Source organism: Streptomyces sp. NPDC003300 (genome assembly GCF_040610915.1).
GTDB lineage: Bacteria > Actinomycetota > Actinomycetes > Streptomycetales > Streptomycetaceae > Actinacidiphila.
This window is the reverse complement of sequence record NZ_JBEXNE010000002.1, coordinates 404,771-425,428: the sequence shown is the minus strand read 5'-3', so window position 1 is coordinate 425,428 and position 20,658 is coordinate 404,771. Positions and strand designations below refer to the sequence as shown.

Sequence of the window (20,658 nt, the reverse complement as noted above, 5' to 3'; positions counted from 1 at the left end):
TGATCCGGCTCCTATGCCTGCTCGGACTTCAACTGGCGGCGGTAGAAGGTGGAGAAGGCCACAAGGATGAGGAGGATGACGATGCCGTAGGCCGCGGCGCCCGAATAGTCGGACACTCCGGTGAACGCCTTCTCGTAGGCGTATGTCACCAGGATGTCGGTGTCCCCTGTGGTGTTGTTGCCGAGCAGCAGGAAGATGATCGGGAACATGTTGAACGTCCACACGGTGCTCAGCAGGATCACCGTGCTGGTGACCGGCCGCAGGCCCGGCAGCGTCACGTTGAGGAACCGCTGCAACGGCGTCGCGCCGTCCATCTCGGCCGCCTCGTACAGCTCGCTGGGTATGGACTGGAGGCCGCCCAGGGTCGCCACCATCATGAACGGCACGCCGCACCAGACGTTGACGATGATGACCGCGATCTTCTGCGCGAAGGGGGTGCCCAGCCAGTCCTGGGCGGGCATTCCCATGTGCGTGATGATGTCGTTGAAGACGCCGTACTGCGAGTTGAACATCAGCCGCCAGGCGAAGACGCCGATGAAGGCGGGGACCGCCCACGGCAGGATCAGCGCGAGCCGGTAGAAGAGGCGGAAGCGCACCGGGCGGTTGAGCAGCATCGCCATGCCGAGGCCGATGGCGTACGTGATCGCGACGCAGGACACGGTCCAGATGACCGTCCACTGGAGCCGCGGGTAGAAGTCGCCGTCCTTGCCGGAGATGATCTGCCAGTAGTTGTGCAGGCCCACGAAGTCGTACGTGGCGCCGATGTGGACCGGGCCGATGTCCTTGGCGACGTTCATCTCGGTCGCGTTGGTGAGCGACAGGTAGATGCCGTACACCAGCGGGTAGAGGACGAGCACGCCGATGACGATGAGCACCGGGGCGACCATCACCCAGGCGTACCAGTACTTGTCCCAGGACCGCCGCAGCGACGTCCTGAGGCCCGGCCGGGGGGCCTTGCCCCGGGCGGGGGTGTCCATGGTGGCGGTGGTCATCGCTCCTCGGCTCTGTCGGGTCTTGTGGCTGTTCAGGAGTGGACCGGACCGGCCGGCCGGGCGCGTGGGCCCCGCCTGTTCAGGTGGCGGGGCCCCGGCCGGCCGGCCCGGAGAAAAGGGGGCTACTGGACGGTGAATCCGGGCAGCAGCTTGCCGAACTCCTTCGCCGCCGTGTCGAGCCCGTCCTTCACGGAGGTCTCACCCTGAAGGATCTTGATGTACTGCTGCTGGAGCGGCGTGAACAGGCTGCCGACCTGGGGCAGCGCCACCCGCGGCCGGGCGGTGTCCATGATCGGCTTGAACCCGGCGATCTGCGGGTTCTTGGTGACCTCGGCGGTGTACGCGGACGTGCGCGTCGGCAGCGTGCCGTTCTTCAGCGCGATCTGCTGCTGGCTGCTGGAGGAGGTCATGAACTGCGTGAACAGGTACGACGCGTCCAGGTTCTTCGAGCCCTGGTAGACCGCCAGGTCGTGACCGCCGGTCGGCGCCAGCGCCTTGCCGGTCGAACCGGCCGGGACCGGCGCGTACCCCAGGTTGCTCTCCTTGCCCTGGAAGGCGCTGCCCGCCAGGTCGTCGCTGACCGACCAGGGGCCCTGGATCAGCATCGCGACCTTGCCGGTCTTGAAGGACGTCTGCATGTTGTCGTACGCGCTCGCGAAGTCGACCTTCAGCGAGGAGGTGTCGTAGACCTCCTTGGCCTTGGTCACCGCCTTGACCGCCTCAGGCGAGTTGATCGTGATCTTCTTGCCCGCCGGGTCCGCCAGGTCGGCGCCCTCGCCGAACAGCAGCGGGAACAGGAAGTACGAGTCCGGGTTCACGTACGTGCCCGCGACCCCCGGCACCTTCTCCTTGATCGTCTTGGAGTCCGCGATCAGCTCGTCCCACGTCTTCGGCGGCGCCGCGATCCCCGCCTTCGCGAAGATGTCCTTGTTGTAGAGCAGCCCCAGCGTGTCCGTCACCGACGGCACCCCGTAGGTCTTCCCGTCGTACTTCGTCGTGTTCAGCGGCCCCGCCAGGAAGTCGTCGGCGTCCGTCAGCGCGGCCGTGCCGTCCAGCGGCGCGATGTAGTGCAGCGACGCGTACTCCGGGATCAGGCCGACGTCCGCCCTGATCACGTCCGGCGCGCCCTTGCCGCTCTGCGCCGCCGCCTTGAACTTCTGCTCCACCGTGGTGAAGTCCACGTTCTGGTAGTTCACCTTGATCTTCGGGTACTTCGCCTCGAAGTCCGCGATCAGCGCCTTGTACGTCGGAGCCTCGTTCTTCGCGTCCGAGGTGTCCCAGTACGTGATCGACCCGGTCACCGCCGCCGGGTCCTTCGCCGCCGACGCCTTGTCATCCTTGCTGTCACTGCTACCGCCACAGGCGGTCACCCCGAGAACGATGGCCGCGGCCATCGCCACGGCGGATATGCCGCGTCGCATACCTGACTCCTTGAAGAGGGAAGTGCCCGTTCGCCCAGATCCGACTGGCTCCACTGCTCGGGCTGGGCAGGAACGTAACAGCGATGCAATCCCTTGCGAAAGTCCTTGCAAGCAACTTTCTGCAAGAACCCTTCCGATGTGACGAACGCGTTACCACCGTGCGACACCCGCTCGGGGAGGCGGAACGCGGTGCGGACCGCGGACGGCCGGGGGGTGCCGGACGGCGGGAAGACCTGTACGGAAGGGGAGTTGAGGAGCGTTCCCGGCGTATCGCATGCTGGAATCCCTTACAAGGTCTTGCTGTAAGCCTCCCCGCGGGGATACGGTCCCGGTCAAGTTCGTTCCGGCGCCGATGCCGGAGCTGCACCGGGTTTTCATGCGCGTGGGGCCCCGGCGCGAGGCTGTCCCCTTTCCGCCGTCAGGCGGAGTAGTCGCAAGGAGAACCGCCCGTGGCCCTGCCGTTCAGGCTGCCCGCGTACCGGTCGCGGACCGGTAGACGTATCAGAAGCACCGCCGTCGCCACGGCGCTCGCCGCGCTCGTGGCGCTGGTCGTACCGGCCGCGTCCGCACACGGCGTGCCCGCCCCGCCACCACCGCCGTCGGACAAGGCGCTCGCCGGGCAGGCCGCGCGGCACGACGCCACGCGTGAGCAGTTCTACTTCGTGATGCCGGACCGCTTCGCCAACGGGGACAAGGCCAACGACAAGGGCGGTCTGACCGGCGGCAGGCTGACCACCGGGTACGACCCCACGGACAAGGGGTTCTACCAGGGCGGTGACCTCAAGGGCCTGACGCAGAAGCTGGATTACATCAAGGGCCTGGGCACCACCGCGATCTGGATGGCGCCGATCTTCAAGAACCGGCCGGTGCAGGGCACGGGCACGGACGCCAGCGCCGGGTACCACGGCTACTGGATCACGGACTTCACCCAGGTGGACCCGCACTTCGGGACCAACGAGGACCTGCGCAGGCTGATCACCGCGGCGCACGCCAAGGGCATGAAGATCTTCTTCGACGTGATCACCAACCACACGGCCGACGTCATCGGCAACGCGGAGAACACGTACACCTACCTGTCCAAGGGCGCGTTCCCGTACCTCGCCGCGGACGGCACCCCCTTCGACGACAGCACCTACGCCGACGGCGGGAACGGTGCCGGGAAGGCGACGTTCCCGAAGGTCACGACCGCGTCGTTCCCGCGCACGCCCATCGTGCCCGCGGACCAGAGGAACGCGAAGGTGCCGGCCTGGCTCAACGACCCGACGATGTACCACAACCGCGGCGACTCGACCTTCGCGGGCGAGAGCGCGGACCAGGGCGACTTCAGCGGCCTGGACGACCTGTGGACCGAGCGGCCCGAGGTCGTCAGCGGCATGGAGCGGATCTACGAGAAGTGGGTCAAGGACTTCGCGATCGACGGCTTCCGGATCGACACAGTCAAGAACGTCGACCTGCCGTTCTGGACGCAGTGGGCGACCGCGCTGGACGACTACGCGGCCAGGCACGGCCGGCCGAACTTCTTCATGTTCGGCGAGACGTACTCCGCCGACCCGGCGATCACCTCGCCGTACGTCACGCAAGGCCGCCTCGACGCGACGCTCGACTTCCCCTTCCAGGACGCGGCCCGCGCCTACGCCTCGCAGGGCGCGGCGCCCGCGAAGCTCGCCGGGGTCTACGGCCAGGACTACCGCTACACGACGGACAAGGCCAACGCGTACGAGCAGGTCACCTTCCTCGGCAACCACGACATGGGCCGGATCGGCTCCTTCCTGAAACAGGACAACCCGGCGGCGGACGACGCCGAGCTGGTGCGACGGGACCGGCTGGCCAATGAGGTGATGTTCCTCGGCCGCGGCAACCCCGTCGTCTACTACGGCGACGAGCAGGGCTTCACGGGCGCGGGCGGCGACAAGGACGCCCGGCAGACGATGTTCGCCTCCCAGGTCGCCGACTACCTCGACGACGACGAGATCGGTACGGCGCGCACGCACGCCGACGACGCGTACGACCCGACGCACCCGCTCTACCGCGCCATCGCCGCGCTGTCGAAGCTCACCAAGGACCACCCGGCGCTGCGCGACGGGGTCCAGACCGAGCGGTACGCGGAGCCCGGCACGGCGGCCGGTGTCTACGCGTACTCCCGCACGGACGCGAAGACGCGTGACGACTACCTGGTGGCGGCCAACAACGCGACGGCCGCGAAGACGGTCACGATCCCGGCTGCGGGCGCGGCGAAGGCCGCGTACCGGGCGCTGTACGGGACGACGGGGACGCTCACCACGGGCGCGGACGGTTCGCTCAAGGTGACGGTGCCCGCGCTGAGTTCGGTGGTCTACCAGGCCGCGGGGCCGCTGCCCGCGCCCACCGCGAAGCCGACGATCACGCTGGCCGCACCCGAGGCGGGCGCCACCGGCACCGTCGAGCTGACGGCCGACGTCAGCGGCGGCGGCCTCAACCGGGTCGTCTTCGCCGCCCAGACCGGCAACGCCACGTGGCAGGTGCTCGGTTCTGCCGACCACGCCCCGTACAAGGTGACGCAGACGATCGACCCGAAGACGGCGGCCGGAACGCCCGTACGCTACAAGGCCGTTGTGGTGGACGCCGCCGGACGTACGGCCGCGGCCACCGCCGCGACCAGCACCGGTACGACCCCGGTCACCCCGCCGCCCACCGCGATCAGCCACGACTACGCGGTGGTCCACTACCAGCGGACCGACGGCGACTACGCGGACTGGGGCCTGTACACCTGGGGCGACATCGCCGACGGCGAGGCCACCACGTACCCGGCGGGCCACGCCTTCACCGGCCGTGACGCGTACGGCGCCTTCGCCTATGTGAGGCTCAAGCCCGGCGCGTCCGATGTCGGCTTCATCGTCGTGAACAAGGACGGCGTCAAGGACACCGACGGCGACCGCGCGATCGACCTCACCGCGACCGGCGAGGTGTGGATCAAGCAGGGCAGCCCGGACGTGGCCACGACCGCGCCGGACGGCGCCTACCCGCCGCAGGACACCGGCAAGGCCGTCCTGCACTACCACCGCGCGGACGGCGACTACACCGGCTGGGGCCTGCACGTCTGGACCGGCGCGGCCACCCCCACCGACTGGTCCTCGCCCGTCAGGCCGGCCCGGATCGACTCCTACGGCGCGGTGTACGAGGTCCCGCTCGCCGCGGGCGCCACCTCGCTCAGCTACATCCTGCACAACGGCGACGCGAAGGACCTGCCCAGCGACCAGTCGCTCGACCTGACCGGGACCGGCCACGAGGTGTGGCTGCTCGGCGGCACGGAAAAGTATCTCCTGCCGCAACCCCAGGGATCAGGAGCTGACTTGGACCTCACCAAGTCGCAGGCCCAGTGGATCGACCGTGACACCGTCGCCTGGCAGACCTCCGCCGCGGCGGCGTCCCAGCAGCTCGTCTACGCGCCCGACGGCGGCATCACCGTCAAGGACGGCGCGCTGTCGAGCGAGGGCAAGTGGCTGCGGCTGACGAAGACCGCGACCGGTCTCACCGCCGCCCAGCTCGCCAAGTACCCGCAGCTCAAGGGGTATTCGGCCTTCACGATCGACCCGCGCGACCGGGCCCGCGCCACCGACGCGCTCAGCGGCCAGATCATCGCCACCCAACGCGCCGCCAACGGAGCCCTGTTGGCCGCGACGGGCGTCCAGACCCAGGGCGTGCTCGACGCGGTCTACGGCGCCGCCGCCGCGAAGGACACCCTCGGCCCGGTCTTCACGCACGGCACCCCGCGGCTGTCGCTGTGGGCGCCGACCGCGCACCGGGTGAGCGTGGAGATCGACGGCAGGACCGTACCGATGCGGCGGGACAAGGCCAGCGGCGTCTGGTCGGTGACCGGCAGCCGGTCGTGGACCGGGAAGACGTATCTGTACGACGTCACCGTCTGGGCCCCCAGCGTCCAAAAGCTCGTGGTCAACAAGGTCACCGACCCCTACTCGGTCGCGCTGACCACCGACTCCGAGCGCAGCCTGCTGGTCGACCTGGACGACCCGAAGCTCGCCCCCAAGGGCTGGGAGCGGCAGGCCAAACCGGCCGCGGCGCCGATCGGCCGGGCGCAGATCCAGGAGCTGCACATCCGCGACTTCTCGGTGGCCGACAGCACCGTCCCGGCCGCCGACCGCGGGAAATACGCCGCCTTCACCGACACCTCGTCCGCGGGCATGACCCACCTCAAGGCGCTCGCCGCGGCAGGCGTCAACTACGTCCACCTGCTGCCCGCCTTCGACTTCTCGACGGTGCCCGAACGCGAGCGGGACCAGGCGAAGCCCGCCTGCGACCTGGCCTCGTACGCGCCCGACAGCGAGCGGCAGCAGGCGTGCGTGACCGCGGCGGCGGCGAAGGACGCCTACAACTGGGGTTACGACCCTTACCACTTCACCGTGCCCGAGGGCTCCTACGCCAAGAACCCCGACGGGCCGCAGCGCACCACGGAATTCCGGCAGATGGTGCAGGGCCTCAACAACGCGGGCCTGCGCGTGGTCATGGACGTCGTCTACAACCACACCTCGGCGGCGGGCCAGGCCGACACCTCCGTCCTCGACAAGATCGTGCCCGGCTACTACCAGCGGCTGATGCCGGACGGCTCGGTCGCCACCTCCACCTGCTGCGCCAACACCGCGCCCGAGAACACCATGATGGGCAAGCTCGTCGTGGACTCGATCGTCACGTGGGCCAAGGAGTACAAGGTCGACGGCTTCCGCTTCGACCTGATGGGCCACCACCCCAAGGCGAACATCCTCGCCGTCCGCAAGGCGCTGGACGCGCTGACGCCCGGTCACGACGGCGTGGACGGGAAGAAGATCATCCTCTACGGGGAGGGCTGGAACTTCGGCGAGGTCGCCGACGACGCCCGCTTCGTCCAGGCCACCCAGGCCAACATGGCGGGCACCGGCATCGCGACCTTCTCCGACCGGGCGCGCGACGCCGTACGCGGCGGCAGTCCGTTCGACGAGGACCCCGGCGTGCAGGGCTTCGCCTCCGGCCTCTACACCGACCCCAACTCCTCGGTGAACAACGGCACGCCAGCCGAGCAGAAGGCCCGGCTGCTGCACTACCAGGACCTCATCAAGGTCGGACTCACCGGCAACCTCAAGGAGTTCGGCTTCACCGACTCGGCGGGCAAACGGGTCACCGGAGCCGAGATCGACTACAACGGCGCACCCGCCGGATACGCCGACGCGCCGGGCGACGCCCTCGCCTATGTCGACGCACACGACAACGAATCCCTCTACGACGCCCTCGCCTTCAAGCTCCCCGTCGGCACCTCGGCCGCCGACCGCGCCCGTATGCAGGTCGTCGCCGAGGCGACCGCCGCGCTCTCCCAGGGGCCCGCGCTCTACCAGGCGGGCTCGGACCTGCTGCGCTCCAAGTCCCTCGACCGCAACTCCTTCGACTCCGGGGACTGGTTCAACGCGATCCACTGGCAGTGCGCCGACGGCACCGGCTTCGGCCGGGGACTTCCGCCCGCGGCCGACAACCAGGCCAAGTGGCCTTACGCCAAGCCGCTGTTGACGCAGCCCCAGCTCAGCCCCGGCTGCGCGCAGATCACCGCGGCCTCCGCCGCGTACCAGGATCTGCTGCGGATCCGCACCGCCGAGCCCGCCTTCCGGCTCGGCACCGCGGCCCAGGTCCAACAGCAGGTCTCCTTCCCGCTGTCGGGCCCCGACGAGACGCCCGGCGTCATCACCATGAAGGCCGGCGACCTGGTGATCGTCTTCAACGCGACGCCGACGACCCAGAAGCAGCGGGTGGAGGCGGCGCGCGGAACCTCGTACGCCCTGCACCCGGTGCAGGCGGCCGGGACCGACCCGGTCGTCAGGACCTCGACGTACGCGGCGGGGACCGGGACCTTCACCGTGCCGGGCCGGACGGTGGCGGTGTTCAGGACCGGTCGCTGAGGACCGTCGGGCGCCCGTGAGGGGAGCCCGCGATCCGGCCGTTTCCGCACTGAATCGCGGACGGCGGGAACCGCGGGCTCCCCTTGGCGCGTCAAGTTTTACGGCCGGGTCGTACGCCGGAGGGAACCAATGTTGCCCTGGATGCGTCCACGCCCATATGAGCTCCCCGCACATCAGGGTCCGCCCTGCCACGCCCGAAGACCTGAGCGCGATATCGGACATCCACGCCCGCGCCCGCGCCAGCTACTACGCGGGCCACCTCCCGGCCGAGGAGTACAGCGGCCCCGCGGAGCTGGAACGACAGCGCGTGGGTACGGCCAGGGCCATCTCCTCGGACGACCGGACCGTGCTGTGCGCGGTCAGGGACGACCGGGTGGTCGGCTTCGCCGTGCTCGCCGCCCGGCACGACGAGGACACCCTCTTCCACTTCCACATCGACCCCTCCGTCTGGCGCACCGGCACCGGCACCGCCCTGCACCGCGCCTGCGTCGCCGTCTGGCAGGCCGCGGGCCTCACCACCGCCCGCCTGGAGGTCTTCGCCCCCAACGCCCGCGCCCGCGCCTTCTACACCCACCAGGGCTGGCAGGAAGACGGCCGCACCGGCGACCACGTCCGCATGCGCCTCACCGTCCCCACCGCAGCCCCCACCCCCCAACCGGCCCACGAATAGCTCCGGCGGCCCCGGGCGCTACGAGGCGGGGAGCGGGGTCAGGGTGGCGCCGGTGGTGAGGTGGGCGGTGAGGGTGGCGCGAGTGCCGCGGGGGGCGCGGGTGGAGAGGTAGGGGCCGTCGGCGGAGGCGTGGACGCCCGCGGTGGCGGTGATCCGGGTGACGTCGCGGCTGCCCGCGGCGACGAGGTACCAGTGGGAGCGGGGGGACTGCCACATGACGCCCGCCATGACGTGCTGGCCGAAGCGGCTGCACGCGTTGCCGTCGGTCTGCCGGCCGGCGACGGTGCCGGGCGCGGCGGCGGGGGAGGACGGCGGGACGAAGGTCACGGTGGCCTGCCCCGGGCCGCGCCAGGTGTCGGCGCGGGCGCAGGTCCAGGACGCCTCCCCGCCGCCCTCGGGCAGCGGGGTACGGGCGAACTCCCAGTTGTTGACGGCCTTCACGCCCTGCCCGCGCAACTCGCCCAGATAGCAGGCGCTGTGCGCCCAACTGACCAGCGCCTGAGCCCCGGTGGCCTCACGCGGCTGCCGCGCCGGGACACCGCCGCCCGGAGGCGGGGTGTACGTGAGGTGTACCGGCGACAGGTCGCCGAGGTCGGTCAGCAGGAAGGTGTGGCTCTCCACGATCCTCGAGGACGACTTGAGCTGCACCACCGGCCAGGCGCCGCCGCACGCACCCGCGGCGGCCCCCGCGCCCGGCATCCGTACCGGATCGGTCACCCCGTCCGCGTCGCGGTGCAGCGGCGCGCCGAGGACGTTGGGCCGCATCAGATCGCGGGTCTGCGCGTCCGCGATCCACGGGGCGGTCAGGAAACGGGTGTTGCCGTCCACCCGGTCGACCACGACCGCCGCCGCCGTCGTCACATCGGCGTCCTGCACCTGCGCGAAGTCCAGCGCGGCGCGCCCCGAACCGCTGCGCGGCTGCGCGTAACGGACGATCCGCAGACCGTCGTAGAAGATCACCACCGCCGCCGCGTCGACATTCCCCGCGAAGAGCAACTGCGGCGGCTGGGCGGGGGCGTTGCGCGGAGTGCCGGGCGTCGAGGAGACGTCCACGTCCGCGCCGGGGCGCGCCCACACCGCGAGCGCCCGGCCGAGCAGCGCCTTGTCGTCGGCCCGGCCGCCGCGCGCGGGCCACGCCGTGAAGTCCATCCGCGCGGTCGACGCCCACAGCGCCGCGTCCGGCCGTACGAGAGCGGCCGGATCGAGCGCGCGGGCCGCGTCCCCCGCACCGGACGCGGGAGAGCCCGGCGCCGCGTACGACGCCGTACCGCCGTCGCCGCCGCTGCCCCACACCGCCCAGCCGGACACCAGCACGGCGGCCACCGCGACGGCCGCCCCGGTCACCAGCCCCGCGCGCCTGCGCTGCCTGCGCCGCAGCAGGTCGGTCGGCCCCACCTGGAGCGTGCAGGGATCGAACTCACCGGCCGTCAGCAGGTGTTGGCCGCCCTTGACGGCCGCCGCCGCCCGCATCGCGCCGCGCGGATCGGCCGCGCCCGCGGACCTCAGCACGGCCAGCACCTCGGCGTCGGCCAACTCCTCGACCCCGCGCAGCGCGAACGCCGCCCGTGCCTCGGGCGCCAACTCCGCCAGCGCCCGGTCCAGCGCCAACTCCTCGCTGCCGCCCGCCCGCGGATGCAGCCGCAAGCCGACGACCTGCGGCAGCGCCGTACCACCGGCGGCGGCCGTACGCACACGCTCCCGCCAGCCCCAACGGCCGCCGCCGTGCCGCCCGTAGGCCAGCGCCTCGCGCAACACCTCGTGCCGCAGCAGCGCGTACGCCTCACCGCGCGGCCCGTCCGACGCACCCGCCGTCCCCGGCGGATACCGCCGGTCGCGCGGCAGCGACCGCTGCACCAGGCGGTGCGCGGTCAGCACTCTGCGATGCGTGCCGAGCGCGGTGGGCAGCGCCAGATACGCCAGCCGTACCAGGCGCGGGTAGTGCTCGACGAGCGCCGCCTCCGCCTCTTCCACAGCGACCGGGCCGGGCTCGTCATCGGCGGAATCGCTTTCTGCTGAGCGCGTGTTCACGCCCCGTCAAACGAGTGGATCATCCGATGGTCACGAGATACCGCTCGCGCGCGGCGGTCCCGACGCGCCGGGGCGCCCGTCACCTGACCGTGACGGGCGCCCTGTACAACGGAGTTGACGCAGGTCAGACCAGTCCGGCCTTCTCCAGCGCCGTACCGCACGTGTCCACCATGAGCCGGGTCACCACGTACGGGTCCATGTTCGCGTTCGGGCGGCGGTCCTCGATGTAGCCCTTCTGGTCCACCTCGACCTGCCACGGGATACGCACCGACGCGCCGCGGTTGGAGACGCCGTAGCTGTACTCGTTCCACGGAGCGGTCTCGTGCGCGCCGGTCAGCCGCGCCTCGACGCCTACGCCGTAGTTCTTGATGTGCTCCAGCGGCTTGTCGTCGCGGCCCAGCGACTCGGCGGCCTCGATGATCGCCTCGTAGCCCTCGCGCATCGCCTTGGTGGAGAAGTTCGTGTGCGCGCCCGCGCCGTTCCAGTCGCCCTTGGCGGGCTTCGGGTCCAGCGTCGCCGAGACGCCGAAGTCCTCCGCCGTGCGGTACAGCAGCCAGCGCGCCACCCACAGGTGGTCGGAGACCTCCAGCGGGCTCAGCGGCCCGACCTGGAACTCCCACTGCCCCGGCATGACCTCGGCGTTGATCCCCGAGATGCCCAGGCCCGCGGCCAGGCAGTTCTCCAGGTGCTTCTCGACCACCGGACGGCCGAAGATCTCGTCCGCGCCGACCCCGCAGTAGTAGCCGCCCTGCGGCGCCGGGTACCCGCCCTCGGGGAACCCGAGCGGACGCGAGCCCTGGAAGAACGTGTACTCCTGCTCGATGCCGAACAGCGACTCCTGCGCCGCGAACTTCTCCGCCACCTCGCGCAGCGCGGCCCGCGTGTTGGACTCGTGCGGCGTCCCGTCGATGTTGAAGACCTCGCACATCACCAGGACGTCGTCCCCGCCGCGGATCGGGTCGGGGAACGAGGAGACCGGCTTGAGTACGCGGTCGGACGCGTGGCCCTCCGCCTGGTTGGTGCTGGAACCGTCGAAGCCCCAGATCGGGAGCTCGGCGCCGTCGGCCAGGATGCGCGTCTTGGAACGCAGCTTCGCGGTCGGCAGGGTGCCGTCTATCCAGATGTACTCAGCCTTGTAGGTCACGGGACGCCATCCTTAACGAACAGTCTTCGCGGGTGCTGGCCGAGCTGCGCTGATCGAGCCACCCGCAGCGTCGCAAAATCCCTTTTCCCGACTGTTGCCCACGTGTTAACCCACTGTGAACGCCCCTACGTGACCAGCGGCAACGCCCCAGGAGCCCCGCCTGTCACCGCTGCGCGGTGGGCTTCGCCGCTGGGGTGTGTTTGCACGAGGGGCTGCGCCCTTGCGGCAGGGCTGCGCAGGTGGGGTTGGCGGCTGGGGTGTGTTTGCGCGTGGGGCTGCGCCCTTGCGGCAGGGCTGCGCAGGTGGGGTTGGCCGCTGGGGTGCGTTTGGGCGTGGGGCTGCGCCCCTGTGGCACCGCTGCGCGGTGGGGTTCACCGCTGGGGTGCGTTTACGCAGGTGGGTTCGCCGGTAGCCAGCGAGCCAAAGGGCGCGCCGGTGTTGAAAGGGAGAACGCGCACAGAGAGCGAGGAACGAGCGAACGAGCACGATCGACCGTCGACACCGGGCTTAAGCGCCCGGAGGCGAGAGGGCGGCAAAAAAAGGGGATCGGGGTGCGCATAGAAAGGACGGCTCCCCCGCAGGGTGAGATTGCGCGAGGCGGTTCGCACGACGGTGAACTGGTACGAGTCGGCACCCACCACGGTCAACTGACCCCGGGGGGCAGGCACCCCACGGCGACCTCACGCGAGACGGCCCCACCCACGTTCACCCGCAACGCTCAGCCGCGCGAGAGGGCACCCACGCACGGTGAGCTGGTACGAGACGGCACCCACCATGGTGGCCCCACGGGAGACGGCACCCCCAGGGCGAGCTCGCGCGAGGCGGTTCGCACCACGGTGAACTGGTACGAGACGGCACCCACCACGGTCAACTGACCCCGGGGGGCAGGCACCCCACGGCGACCTCACGCGAGACGGCACCCACCCACGGCGAACACGTGCGTGTGAGCCGTCCTGCGTGAGCCCACCGTGCGGGGAGCCGCCTCGCGCATCCTCACCGTGCGTGGGAGCCCTCTTGTGTCAGCTCACCGCGATCCCCTTTTTTTGCCGCCCTCTCGCCTCCGGCGGCTTAGATCCGGTGTCGACGGTCGATCGTGCTCGCTCCCTCGTTCCTCGGTCGCTGTGCGCGTTCTCCCTTTCAACACCGGCGCCGCCTTCGGCTCGCTGGCTACCGGCGAACCCCACCTCGCGCAGCGGTACCGGAGGGGCGCAGCCCCCGCGCAGGGGCACCCCAGGAGCCCAGCCCCCCTCGCGCAGCCGCACCCAGCGGCGAACCCCACCGCGCAGCGGTGCCGTAAGGGCGAACCCACCTCACGCAAGCGCACCCCAGGAGCCCGGCCCCTCGCGCAGCCGCACCCCGGCGGCGGACCCCGCCGGGTAGCCGTGACCGGGCGGGACGCCGGTAGGCTCGGCGTCATGACCATGCGCTTCGGACTTCTCGGCACCGGCCCCTGGGCCCGGCTCGCCCATGGACCCGCTCTCGCCGCCCACCCGGAGGTGGAATTCGTCGGGGTCTGGGGCCGGAGGCCGGAGGCGGCGGCTGAGGTGGCGGCGCAGTTCGGTGCGCGGGCGTACGGGGACGCGGAGGCGCTGATCGCGGATGTGGACGCGGTGGCGGTCGCGCTGCCGCCGCATTTGCAGGCGCCGTTGGCGGTGGCGGCGGCCCGCGCGGGCCGTCACCTGCTGCTGGACAAGCCAGTGGCGACGACCGTGGAGGACGCGAAGGCGGTGGCCGAGGCCGTCACGGCGGCCGGAGTCGGGTCGGTGGTCTTCTTCACCCTGCGCTTCGACCCGGCGACAGCCGGGTGGATCGAGGAGCAGGCGGCGCGCGGCGAGTGGTACACCGGCCGCACGGACTGGTACAGCGCCGTCTTCACCGGAGACGAGAACCCCTTCGCGGACTCGCCGTGGCGGCGGGAGAAGGGCGGTCTGTGGGACGTCGGCCCGCACGCGCTGTCCGTCCTGCTGCCCGTACTCGGGGACGTCACCGCCGTCACCGCGGCCAACGGCCCCGGCGACACCGTACATTTGACGCTCCGTCACGAATTCGGTGCCTCCAGCACCTCCACCCTCACGCTGACCGCGCCGCCCGCCGCCGCGGGCGTGGTCATCGAACTGCGCGGCGACCAGGGCGTCGTGACCTACCCCGACGGCGTCGCGGGTGAGGCGACGGCTTCCCTGGCCCACGCCATCACCGCGCTCACCTCCGGCACTCCGCACGCCTGCGACGCCCGCTTCGGCCTGCGCGTCACCGAGATCCTGGCGGCGGCGGAGTCGGCCCTGGACAGGTCCTAGGCCAGCGCCGACTCCGCCGCCGGACGGTCACCGCGGCCGGTAGGCGGTGGCCAGGACGGAGACGGTCACGTGACCTGGCAGCGGGCCGCTCCCGGCGTCCGCGCGGCTCACGTGGCGGGCGCTCGGTGACATGCCCACCAGGTCCAGGGCGTCGGACCCGGTGAGCGGGGCGAGGTAGTCGACCCGCTCGGTCCTGGTTGCCATGAAGTGGGGGTCGAGGGCGTGGTGCAGGCGTTGTTCCTTGGCGGGGTCGACGGTGACCATGGCCCGTACGCGGTGCCGCAGTTCGGTCAGGTGGCGGTCGGTCGGACGGACGACGATCAGGCGGCCCGTCGGGCGCAGGACCCGGCGGAATTCGGCCGGGTTGCGCGGCGCGAAGACGTTCAGTACGAGGTCGGCCGCGCGGTCGGCGACCGGGAAGCGGCGGGAGACGTCCCAGCTCGCCGCGGCGGCTCGTTCGTGGGCGCGGGCGGCCGAGCGCAGGGCGCGTACCGAGGCGTCGAGCCCCAGGCCGCGGGCGTCGGTGAGCCGGGCGAGCACACCGGCCAGGTAGTAGCCCGTGCCGCAGCCGACGTCCAGGACGGTGCCCGGCCCGGCGTCGGCGGCCAGCCGGGCCACGGCGTGCCGGATGGGGAGGTAGGCGCCGGTGGCCAGGAAGCGGGCGCGGGCCTGTGCCATGGCGGCGTCGTCGGCGCTGACGGCGCGGGTGCCGGTCAGCAGGCCCACGTAGCCGTGGCGGGCGAGGTCGAAGGTGTGGCCCGCGGGGCAGCGCAACGCGCCCCGGTCCGGCCGGAGGGGGCCGCGGCAGATCGGGCAGCGCAGGACGTCGAGGATCTGTGCGAGGGCAGGGGGAAGCGGCACGGGCATGGAGAGCACTCCTGGCAACGGTGAAAGGAAGGGACCGCGCCCGCGCGCGCCCGGATTCCCGCTCCGCGGGCGGAACGAGCCAGAAGGCGGCGTTATGGGCACGCCGAGGAGGGCGACGCCGTCCGGCATCGCCCTCGAAGGCTCCCGGTCACGGGAAGCAGCGGTGCGGGGTGCTCATGAATGCCACGCCTTCAGCTTACGAGCAGCGGTGAACCCTCGTGTCCACCGAAGGCGTCAGCGGAGCCCAGGAAATTACGGCCCATTCGCCGGAGTCGGAGTCCGAGCTGGAACCGGAGTTAAGAACCTGAGCTGGAACCGGAGTTAAGAACCCGAGCCCGAACCGGAAACCCACAGTTCGCTGGCGCTGTTGATGATGAACGACCGCACCGGGCACCCCGACGGCCGTGACAACCGCAGTTTCGGGAAGTGCTCGAACAGGACGCTCAGCGCGATCTCGCCCTCCAGCCGCGCCAGTCCGGCGCCAATGCAGAAGTGCTGGCCGTTACCGAAGGAGAGCTGGCGGGAATTGGGGCGCGCGACGTCGAAGCTGTCGGCGTCGGGGAACTGCTGGTCGTCACGGCCGGCCGCGGCGTAGGAGGCGAGCATGGCCTCGCCGCGCCGGATCACCACGTCGCCGACCGGGATGTCCTCGAGGGCGTAGCGCAGCGGGAAGTGGCCGACCGGGCAGTCGTAGCGCACGACTTCCTCGATGACGGAGCCCCAGGAGACCTCGCCGGACCGGGCCCGTGCCAGTTGTTCCGGGTTGGCGAGCAGCGCCCTGACCGCGTTGGTGATCAGGTTGACGGTGGTCTCGTGACCGCCGACCAGCACGGTGAGCATGATGACCACGACCTCGTCCTCGCTCAGCCGGTCGCCTTCCTCGCTGGCGGCGATCAGCGCGCTGGTCAGGTCGTCGCCGGGGCTCTCGCGCTTGGCCTGTGCCGCCTCGGCGAGCAGGACCAGGAGCTGGTCCTGGGCCTCCTGCGTCTGGTTGCCCTTGGCCGCGGGGTGGCTGCTGAGCACGGCGTCGGAGAGCGTACGCAGCCGCTCGCCGTCCATCGGCGGCAGGCCCAGCAGTTCGGCGATCACCTTGACCGGCAGCGGGAGCGCGTAATCCTCGCGCAGGTCGAACTCGTCGCCGCGCGCGGCCGCTTCGTCCAGCAGGCGGTGGGCCAGTTCCTCGATCCGCGGGCGCAGCGCGGCGGTTCGGCGGGGCGTCATCGCCTGGCCCGCGAGCGCGCGCAGCCGCCGGTGCTCGGCGCCGTCCCGCGTGAGTATCCCGGGGAGGCTGACGAAGTTCAGCAGCGGCCAGTCCTCGGGCAGCCGCCCCTCGGTGTTGCGCGGCCACTGCCGCGGGTCCTTCGACACCCGCGGGTCGACCAGCAGTTGCCGCAGCGTCTCGTGGTGCGTGACGGCCCAGGCCGGTACCCCGCCGGGCAGTTCCACCAGCGCCACCGGGCCGAGCGCGCGCAGCTCGACGTTCTCCTCGTGCTGGTTCTGGCCGAAATGATCGAGCAGTAACGGTGTCAGCGTTTCGGAGGTTTTCATGCCCGGCACCATAACAAGCGCACTTGCCGGGCGAACAGCTGCCCAAAAGGGCTACGACTCCGAACTCGGCCGCCCGGTAAAGGGGTTGAGCGGTGAATGCGCAAACGTCCACCTGCCGATTCCCGCCGGGGAGAATTTCGGACGGGGCTATTCCGAATATGCCCGCCGGAGCCGTCGGCGACGAATTTTTACTCACGGAATACCCGGACTACCGCGCCAGCCCGTCCCAGCCCCAGTGCGGTACGGGACCGGGGTCGCCGAGATCGGAACTCTCCTGGTGGGAGACCGACATGGCGATCCGCGTGCCCCACTCGATGTACTCGGCGAAGCGCTGCCGCAGCAACGCGTCGGCGGGCAGCTCCTTCACGGCGGTCGCGAGCATCAACTCCACCCAGCGCGCCCGCTGTTCCTCGGTGATCCGCAGGTCCAGGTGCTGGGAGAGCAGGGCCTGGTGGCCGCCGAGGCGGGCGGTGTACTCGGCGGGGCCGCCGAAGACCTCCGTGAGCCAGACGACGACATGGTCGACATGGGCCCGGGTGAAGTGCACGAAGACCGGGGCGAGGAGCGGATCGACGAGGACCTGCTCGTAGAAGCTGTCGATGAGGCGGCGCAGCGCGTCACTGCCGCCGACCGCCTCGTAGAAGGTGCCGGTGCGGTCGACGGGGGAATCCGGAGTGGTCATGGGCGCTCCAGGTCGTGCCGGTGGTCGCGGCCGGGGATGTCCCGGCCGCCTCATAGCCGCGGCCAGGGGGCAGCCCGGCCGGTGGTCCCGGCCAGAGTCGGCCTGGCCGGTGCTTTGCGGCCAAGGATCACCCGGCCGCCCGGCGGGCACCGGGATTTACGCGGCGGGCGGATCAAATGGACCAGTGGATTCCGGCCACGGGGAAGAAACGGGCGGGCACGTCACTTGTACGCGGCATGAAGGCGATCACTTACACCAGCAACGGCGGCCCCGACGTCCTCACGCTCACCGAGCGCCCGGTCCCGGAGCCGGGACCCGGCGAGGTACGGGTCCGCGTCCACGTCTCCGGCGTCAACCCGACGGACTGGAAGTCGCGGCGCAACACCGCCCCCGCCTCGGCGCAGGTGCCGAACCAGGACGGCTCCGGCGTCATCGACGCGGTCGGCTCCGGCGTCCCCGAGACGCGGATCGGCGAGCGCGTCTGGATCTGGGAGGCCGCGTACGGCCGTGCGGACGGCACCGCGCAGGAGTACGTGGCGCTGCCCGCGGGCCAGGCCGTCGCCCTGCCCGACCACGCCTCCTTCGACCTCGGCGCGAGCCTCGGCATCCCCGCCCTCACCGCGCACCGCGCCCTCACCGTCGCGGACGGCGGCCCCGAGCGCCTCGCCCCCGGCGCCCTCGACGGACGTACGGTCCTGGTCGCGGGCGGCGCGGGCGCCGTTGGCAACGCCGCGATCCAGCTCGCCCGCTGGGCCGGGGCCACCGTCGTCAGCACGGTCAGCGGACCCGCCAAGGGCGACCTCGCGCGGGCCGCGGGAGCCCATCACGTCGTGGACTACCGCGCCCAGGACGCCGCCGCCGAGATCCGCCGGATCGCCCCGGACGGCGTCGACATCGTGGTCGAGGTCGCCCCGGCCGCCAACGCCGCCCTCGACCGGGCCGTCGCCGCCCCCGACGCCGTCATCGCCTTCTACGCCGACGACGACGCCTCGGCCACCGTGCCGGTCCGCCCCTCCATGGCGCTCAACCTCCGCTGGCAGGGCGTCCTGGTCTATACGGTCCCGCCCGCCGCCAAGGCCCACGCCGTCGCGGCGGTCACGGCCGCCGTCGCCGACGACGCCCTCCACGCGGGCCCCGACGCCGGGCTGCCCTTCCACCGCTTCCCGCTCGCCGAGACGGCCCGAGCCCACCAGGCGGTGGAGGACAGCGTCATCGGCAAGGTGCTCATCGACGTGGCCGCGCCCACCGACTGACGCCTCGTCACACGAGCAGCCGGTCCAACCAGCCCGGGCCCGCCGTCCGTTGCGCGGGTCCGGGCTCGGGGCCGAAGGACGGTTCCCGCCGACGGTCGAACCCGCACCGCCGCCCAACTCCGTACCGACGGTCGAACCCGCACCGACGCCCGTCCCCGCACCGACGCCCAACCCCGTATCCACCCCCGTCCCCGCACCGACACCCGTCCCCGTAGCGCCTCGGACCCCGCGCCCTCCCGCCCCCGGCCTTTCGGTGGCCGCCGAAACGTCGCGGGGCGAGGATGGGGACATGACCACCCGCACCAGGACCCCGGGGGCGCCGAGGACCGGCGACCCCCGTACCCCCGCGCTCGCCGACCCCGCCGTCCCCCGGCTCGCGGCCCTCGCCGCGCTCCTGGCCGACGAGACCAGGGCCGCGGTGTGCCTGGCGCTGCTGGACAAGCGGGCCTGGACCAGCGGGGAGCTGGCCCGGCACTGCGGGGTCGCGCCGTCCACCATGAGCGAGCACCTGACCCGCCTGGTCGACGGCGGGCTGCTGGCCCGCGAACACCAGGGGCGGCACCGTTACGTACGCCTGGCCGGCCCCGAAGCGGCTCGATTCGTCGAGGACATGGCGGAACGGGTGGCCGTCGCCGTACCCCGGACCACGGGCGCCGGGCTGCGGGCGCACAGCGCGGGCCGGGCGATGGCGCGCGGCCGTACGTGCTACGACCACCTCGCCGGCCGGCTGGGCGTGGCCCTCACCGACGCGCTGACCGGCAACGGCCTGCTCCGGCAGGACACCGGCTTCGCCCTCACCGACGACGGCGTGGCCTGGTTCACCGGCCTCGGCGCGGATCTGTCCGGGCCGCCCTCGTCCCGCCGCCCGCTGGCCCGTCCCTGCCTCGACTGGACCGAGCGGCGCCCCCACCTGGGCGGCACCGCGGGCGCGGAACTCTGCCGCCTCGTCCTCACCCGCGCCTGGGCCACCCGTATCGGCACCGGCCGCGCGGTGAAGGTCACGGCGCTCGGCGAGCGCGAACTCCACCGGGTCCTGGGCATCGCGCCGCACGATCTGGCTCCGGCGGAGGCGTAGGACCGCCCGGCGGCGGTGGGCTCAGCAGCCCGCCAGGCGTTCGCGGACGGTGGCCGGGTCGAGGTCCAGGGCGCTGAGCAGCGTCGCGGCGGGGTCGGGGTGCGGGGCGGGCAGGAGCGCGAGCAGCAGATGGCGGGGCTCGATACGGCGTCCGCGCCGCTCGCGCTCGGCCTCGCGCTTGGCGGCGACGACGGTCGCGCGGGCGGCCGAATTGAGGGTGATACGCCGCCGGCCGCGGACCGGCGGCGGGGCGAGGGGGATGTCGAGGTGGATGCCGAGCGAGCCGAGGGCGGCCCGGTCGAGCGCTTCGAGGGCGGCGTGCCCCTCGGCGAGGGTGACGCCGAGGGCGCGGGCGGGCTGGGCGGACTCGTCGCGGAGCAGCGCGAGCAGCAGGTGATCGGTGCCGATCCGGCGGTCGCCGCGCCGGGCGGCCTCCTCGCCCGCCTGCTCCATGACGAGCTTGAACCGGGCGTGAGCGGTGTTCTCCGGCATCGGGGGCCTCACTTTCCGTACTTCGCGTGCACCGACTGACGCGACACCCCGAGGGCGTCGCCGATCTGCTCCCACGACCAGCCCTTCCGGCGGGCCAGCGCCACATGCGCGGCCTCGACCTGTTCGGCGAGCCGGTGCAGCGCGCCGACGGCCCGCAGGCCGACCGCGGGGTCGTCCGAGTTCACGGCCGCGGAGACACTGTTGGTATCCATGGGTGTCAGGCTAGGCTGACGCGCAATGTCGCGTCAATCCAAACTGACAAACCCGTCCGGCCGGA

General features: G+C 71.8%; 14 protein-coding genes. 5 read left to right on the top strand and 9 right to left on the bottom strand.

The genetic code is table 11. The features are described 5' to 3' along the window. Positions 1-11 precede the first annotated feature (11 nt). Together ABZX65_RS04370 and ABZX65_RS04365 are read right to left on the bottom strand one after the other, a co-directional pair. Complete coding sequence (locus tag ABZX65_RS04370) at positions 12-992, bottom strand: sugar ABC transporter permease (RefSeq protein WP_188283291.1); 981 nt, start codon at positions 990-992, stop codon at positions 12-14. 122 nt (positions 993-1,114) lie between these two features. Further along, positions 1,115-2,413, bottom strand: a complete 1,299-nt coding sequence (locus ABZX65_RS04365) for an extracellular solute-binding protein (RefSeq protein ID WP_355334402.1) — start codon at positions 2,411-2,413, stop codon at positions 1,115-1,117. A 500-nt stretch (positions 2,414-2,913) separates the two neighbouring features. Between ABZX65_RS04365 and pulA the strand changes: the two genes are divergently transcribed. Together pulA and ABZX65_RS04355 are read left to right on the top strand one after the other, a co-directional pair. After that, the gene (gene pulA / locus ABZX65_RS04360) at positions 2,914-8,328 is read left to right on the top strand and encodes a pullulanase-type alpha-1,6-glucosidase (protein WP_355334728.1); all 5,415 of its coding nucleotides are present in this window, start codon (positions 2,914-2,916) and stop codon (positions 8,326-8,328) included. 157 nt (positions 8,329-8,485) lie between these two features. After that, entirely contained in the window at positions 8,486-8,998 is a 513-nt protein-coding gene (locus tag ABZX65_RS04355; protein ID WP_355334400.1) for a GNAT family N-acetyltransferase, read from the top strand. A gap of 18 nt (positions 8,999-9,016) precedes the next feature. Here ABZX65_RS04355 and ABZX65_RS04350 read toward each other — a convergent pair whose 3' ends face one another. After that, a complete protein-coding gene (locus ABZX65_RS04350) occupies positions 9,017-11,026 on the bottom strand; it encodes a hypothetical protein (protein WP_355334397.1) in 2,010 nt (669 codons plus the stop codon). A 124-nt stretch (positions 11,027-11,150) separates the two neighbouring features. After that, entirely contained in the window at positions 11,151-12,170 is a 1,020-nt protein-coding gene (glnII, locus tag ABZX65_RS04345; RefSeq protein ID WP_355334395.1) for a glutamine synthetase, read from the bottom strand. 1,421 nt (positions 12,171-13,591) lie between these two features. Here glnII and ABZX65_RS04340 point away from each other — a divergent pair. Continuing rightward, positions 13,592-14,464 (top strand): Gfo/Idh/MocA family oxidoreductase, encoded by an 873-nt coding sequence (locus ABZX65_RS04340; protein WP_355334725.1) that lies wholly within the window; start codon positions 13,592-13,594, stop codon positions 14,462-14,464. A gap of 27 nt (positions 14,465-14,491) precedes the next feature. Here ABZX65_RS04340 and ABZX65_RS04335 read toward each other — a convergent pair whose 3' ends face one another. The 3 genes from ABZX65_RS04335 to ABZX65_RS04325 form a co-directional block, all read right to left on the bottom strand. Then, the gene (locus ABZX65_RS04335) at positions 14,492-15,331 is read right to left on the bottom strand and encodes a putative RNA methyltransferase (RefSeq protein WP_355334393.1); all 840 of its coding nucleotides are present in this window, start codon (positions 15,329-15,331) and stop codon (positions 14,492-14,494) included. Positions 15,332-15,652: 321 nt separating this feature from the next. After that, a complete protein-coding gene (locus tag ABZX65_RS04330; protein ID WP_355334390.1) occupies positions 15,653-16,879 on the bottom strand; it encodes a cytochrome P450 in 1,227 nt (408 codons plus the stop codon). A 208-nt stretch (positions 16,880-17,087) separates the two neighbouring features. Further along, positions 17,088-17,561, bottom strand: coding sequence for a group II truncated hemoglobin (locus ABZX65_RS04325; protein ID WP_355334388.1), 474 nt, complete (start codon positions 17,559-17,561; stop codon positions 17,088-17,090). 236 nt (positions 17,562-17,797) lie between these two features. Between ABZX65_RS04325 and ABZX65_RS04320 the strand changes: the two genes are divergently transcribed. Both ABZX65_RS04320 and ABZX65_RS04315 read left to right on the top strand, forming a co-directional pair. Beyond that, positions 17,798-18,814 carry an NADPH:quinone reductase gene (locus ABZX65_RS04320; protein WP_355334386.1) on the top strand — a complete coding sequence of 339 codons (1,017 nt, stop codon included), beginning with the start codon at positions 17,798-17,800 and terminating at the stop codon, positions 18,812-18,814. Between the two features lie 289 nt (positions 18,815-19,103). Further along, positions 19,104-19,889 carry a winged helix-turn-helix domain-containing protein gene (locus ABZX65_RS04315; RefSeq protein ID WP_355334384.1) on the top strand — a complete coding sequence of 262 codons (786 nt, stop codon included), beginning with the start codon at positions 19,104-19,106 and terminating at the stop codon, positions 19,887-19,889. Between the two features lie 21 nt (positions 19,890-19,910). Here ABZX65_RS04315 and ABZX65_RS04310 read toward each other — a convergent pair whose 3' ends face one another. Next, positions 19,911-20,381: a Clp protease N-terminal domain-containing protein gene (locus ABZX65_RS04310; RefSeq protein WP_355334382.1), complete on the bottom strand. Its 471-nt coding sequence runs from the start codon at positions 20,379-20,381 to the stop codon at positions 19,911-19,913. A gap of 8 nt (positions 20,382-20,389) precedes the next feature. After that, positions 20,390-20,593 (bottom strand): helix-turn-helix domain-containing protein, encoded by a 204-nt coding sequence (locus ABZX65_RS04305; RefSeq protein WP_355334380.1) that lies wholly within the window; start codon positions 20,591-20,593, stop codon positions 20,390-20,392. Positions 20,594-20,658: the final 65 nt, after the last annotated feature.

Bases quoted from the DNA above. Each gene is read 5' to 3' on its own strand.
- ABZX65_RS04320 (WP_355334386.1), top strand. From the start codon at position 17,798: ATGAAGGCGATCACTTACACCAGCAACGGCGGCCCCGACGTCCTCACG.
- ABZX65_RS04325 (WP_355334388.1), bottom strand. From the start codon at position 17,561: ATGACCACTCCGGATTCCCCCGTCGACCGCACCGGCACCTTCTACGAG.
- ABZX65_RS04330 (WP_355334390.1), bottom strand. From the start codon at position 16,879: ATGAAAACCTCCGAAACGCTGACACCGTTACTGCTCGATCATTTCGGC.
- ABZX65_RS04305 (WP_355334380.1), bottom strand. From the start codon at position 20,593: ATGGATACCAACAGTGTCTCCGCGGCCGTGAACTCGGACGACCCCGCG.
- ABZX65_RS04355 (WP_355334400.1), top strand. From the start codon at position 8,486: ATGAGCTCCCCGCACATCAGGGTCCGCCCTGCCACGCCCGAAGACCTG.
- ABZX65_RS04315 (WP_355334384.1), top strand. From the start codon at position 19,104: ATGACCACCCGCACCAGGACCCCGGGGGCGCCGAGGACCGGCGACCCC.
- ABZX65_RS04335 (WP_355334393.1), bottom strand. From the start codon at position 15,331: ATGCCCGTGCCGCTTCCCCCTGCCCTCGCACAGATCCTCGACGTCCTG.
- ABZX65_RS04310 (WP_355334382.1), bottom strand. From the start codon at position 20,381: ATGCCGGAGAACACCGCTCACGCCCGGTTCAAGCTCGTCATGGAGCAG.
- ABZX65_RS04370 (WP_188283291.1), bottom strand. From the start codon at position 992: ATGACCACCGCCACCATGGACACCCCCGCCCGGGGCAAGGCCCCCCGG.
- ABZX65_RS04340 (WP_355334725.1), top strand. From the start codon at position 13,592: ATGCGCTTCGGACTTCTCGGCACCGGCCCCTGGGCCCGGCTCGCCCAT.
- ABZX65_RS04365 (WP_355334402.1), bottom strand. From the start codon at position 2,413: ATGCGACGCGGCATATCCGCCGTGGCGATGGCCGCGGCCATCGTTCTC.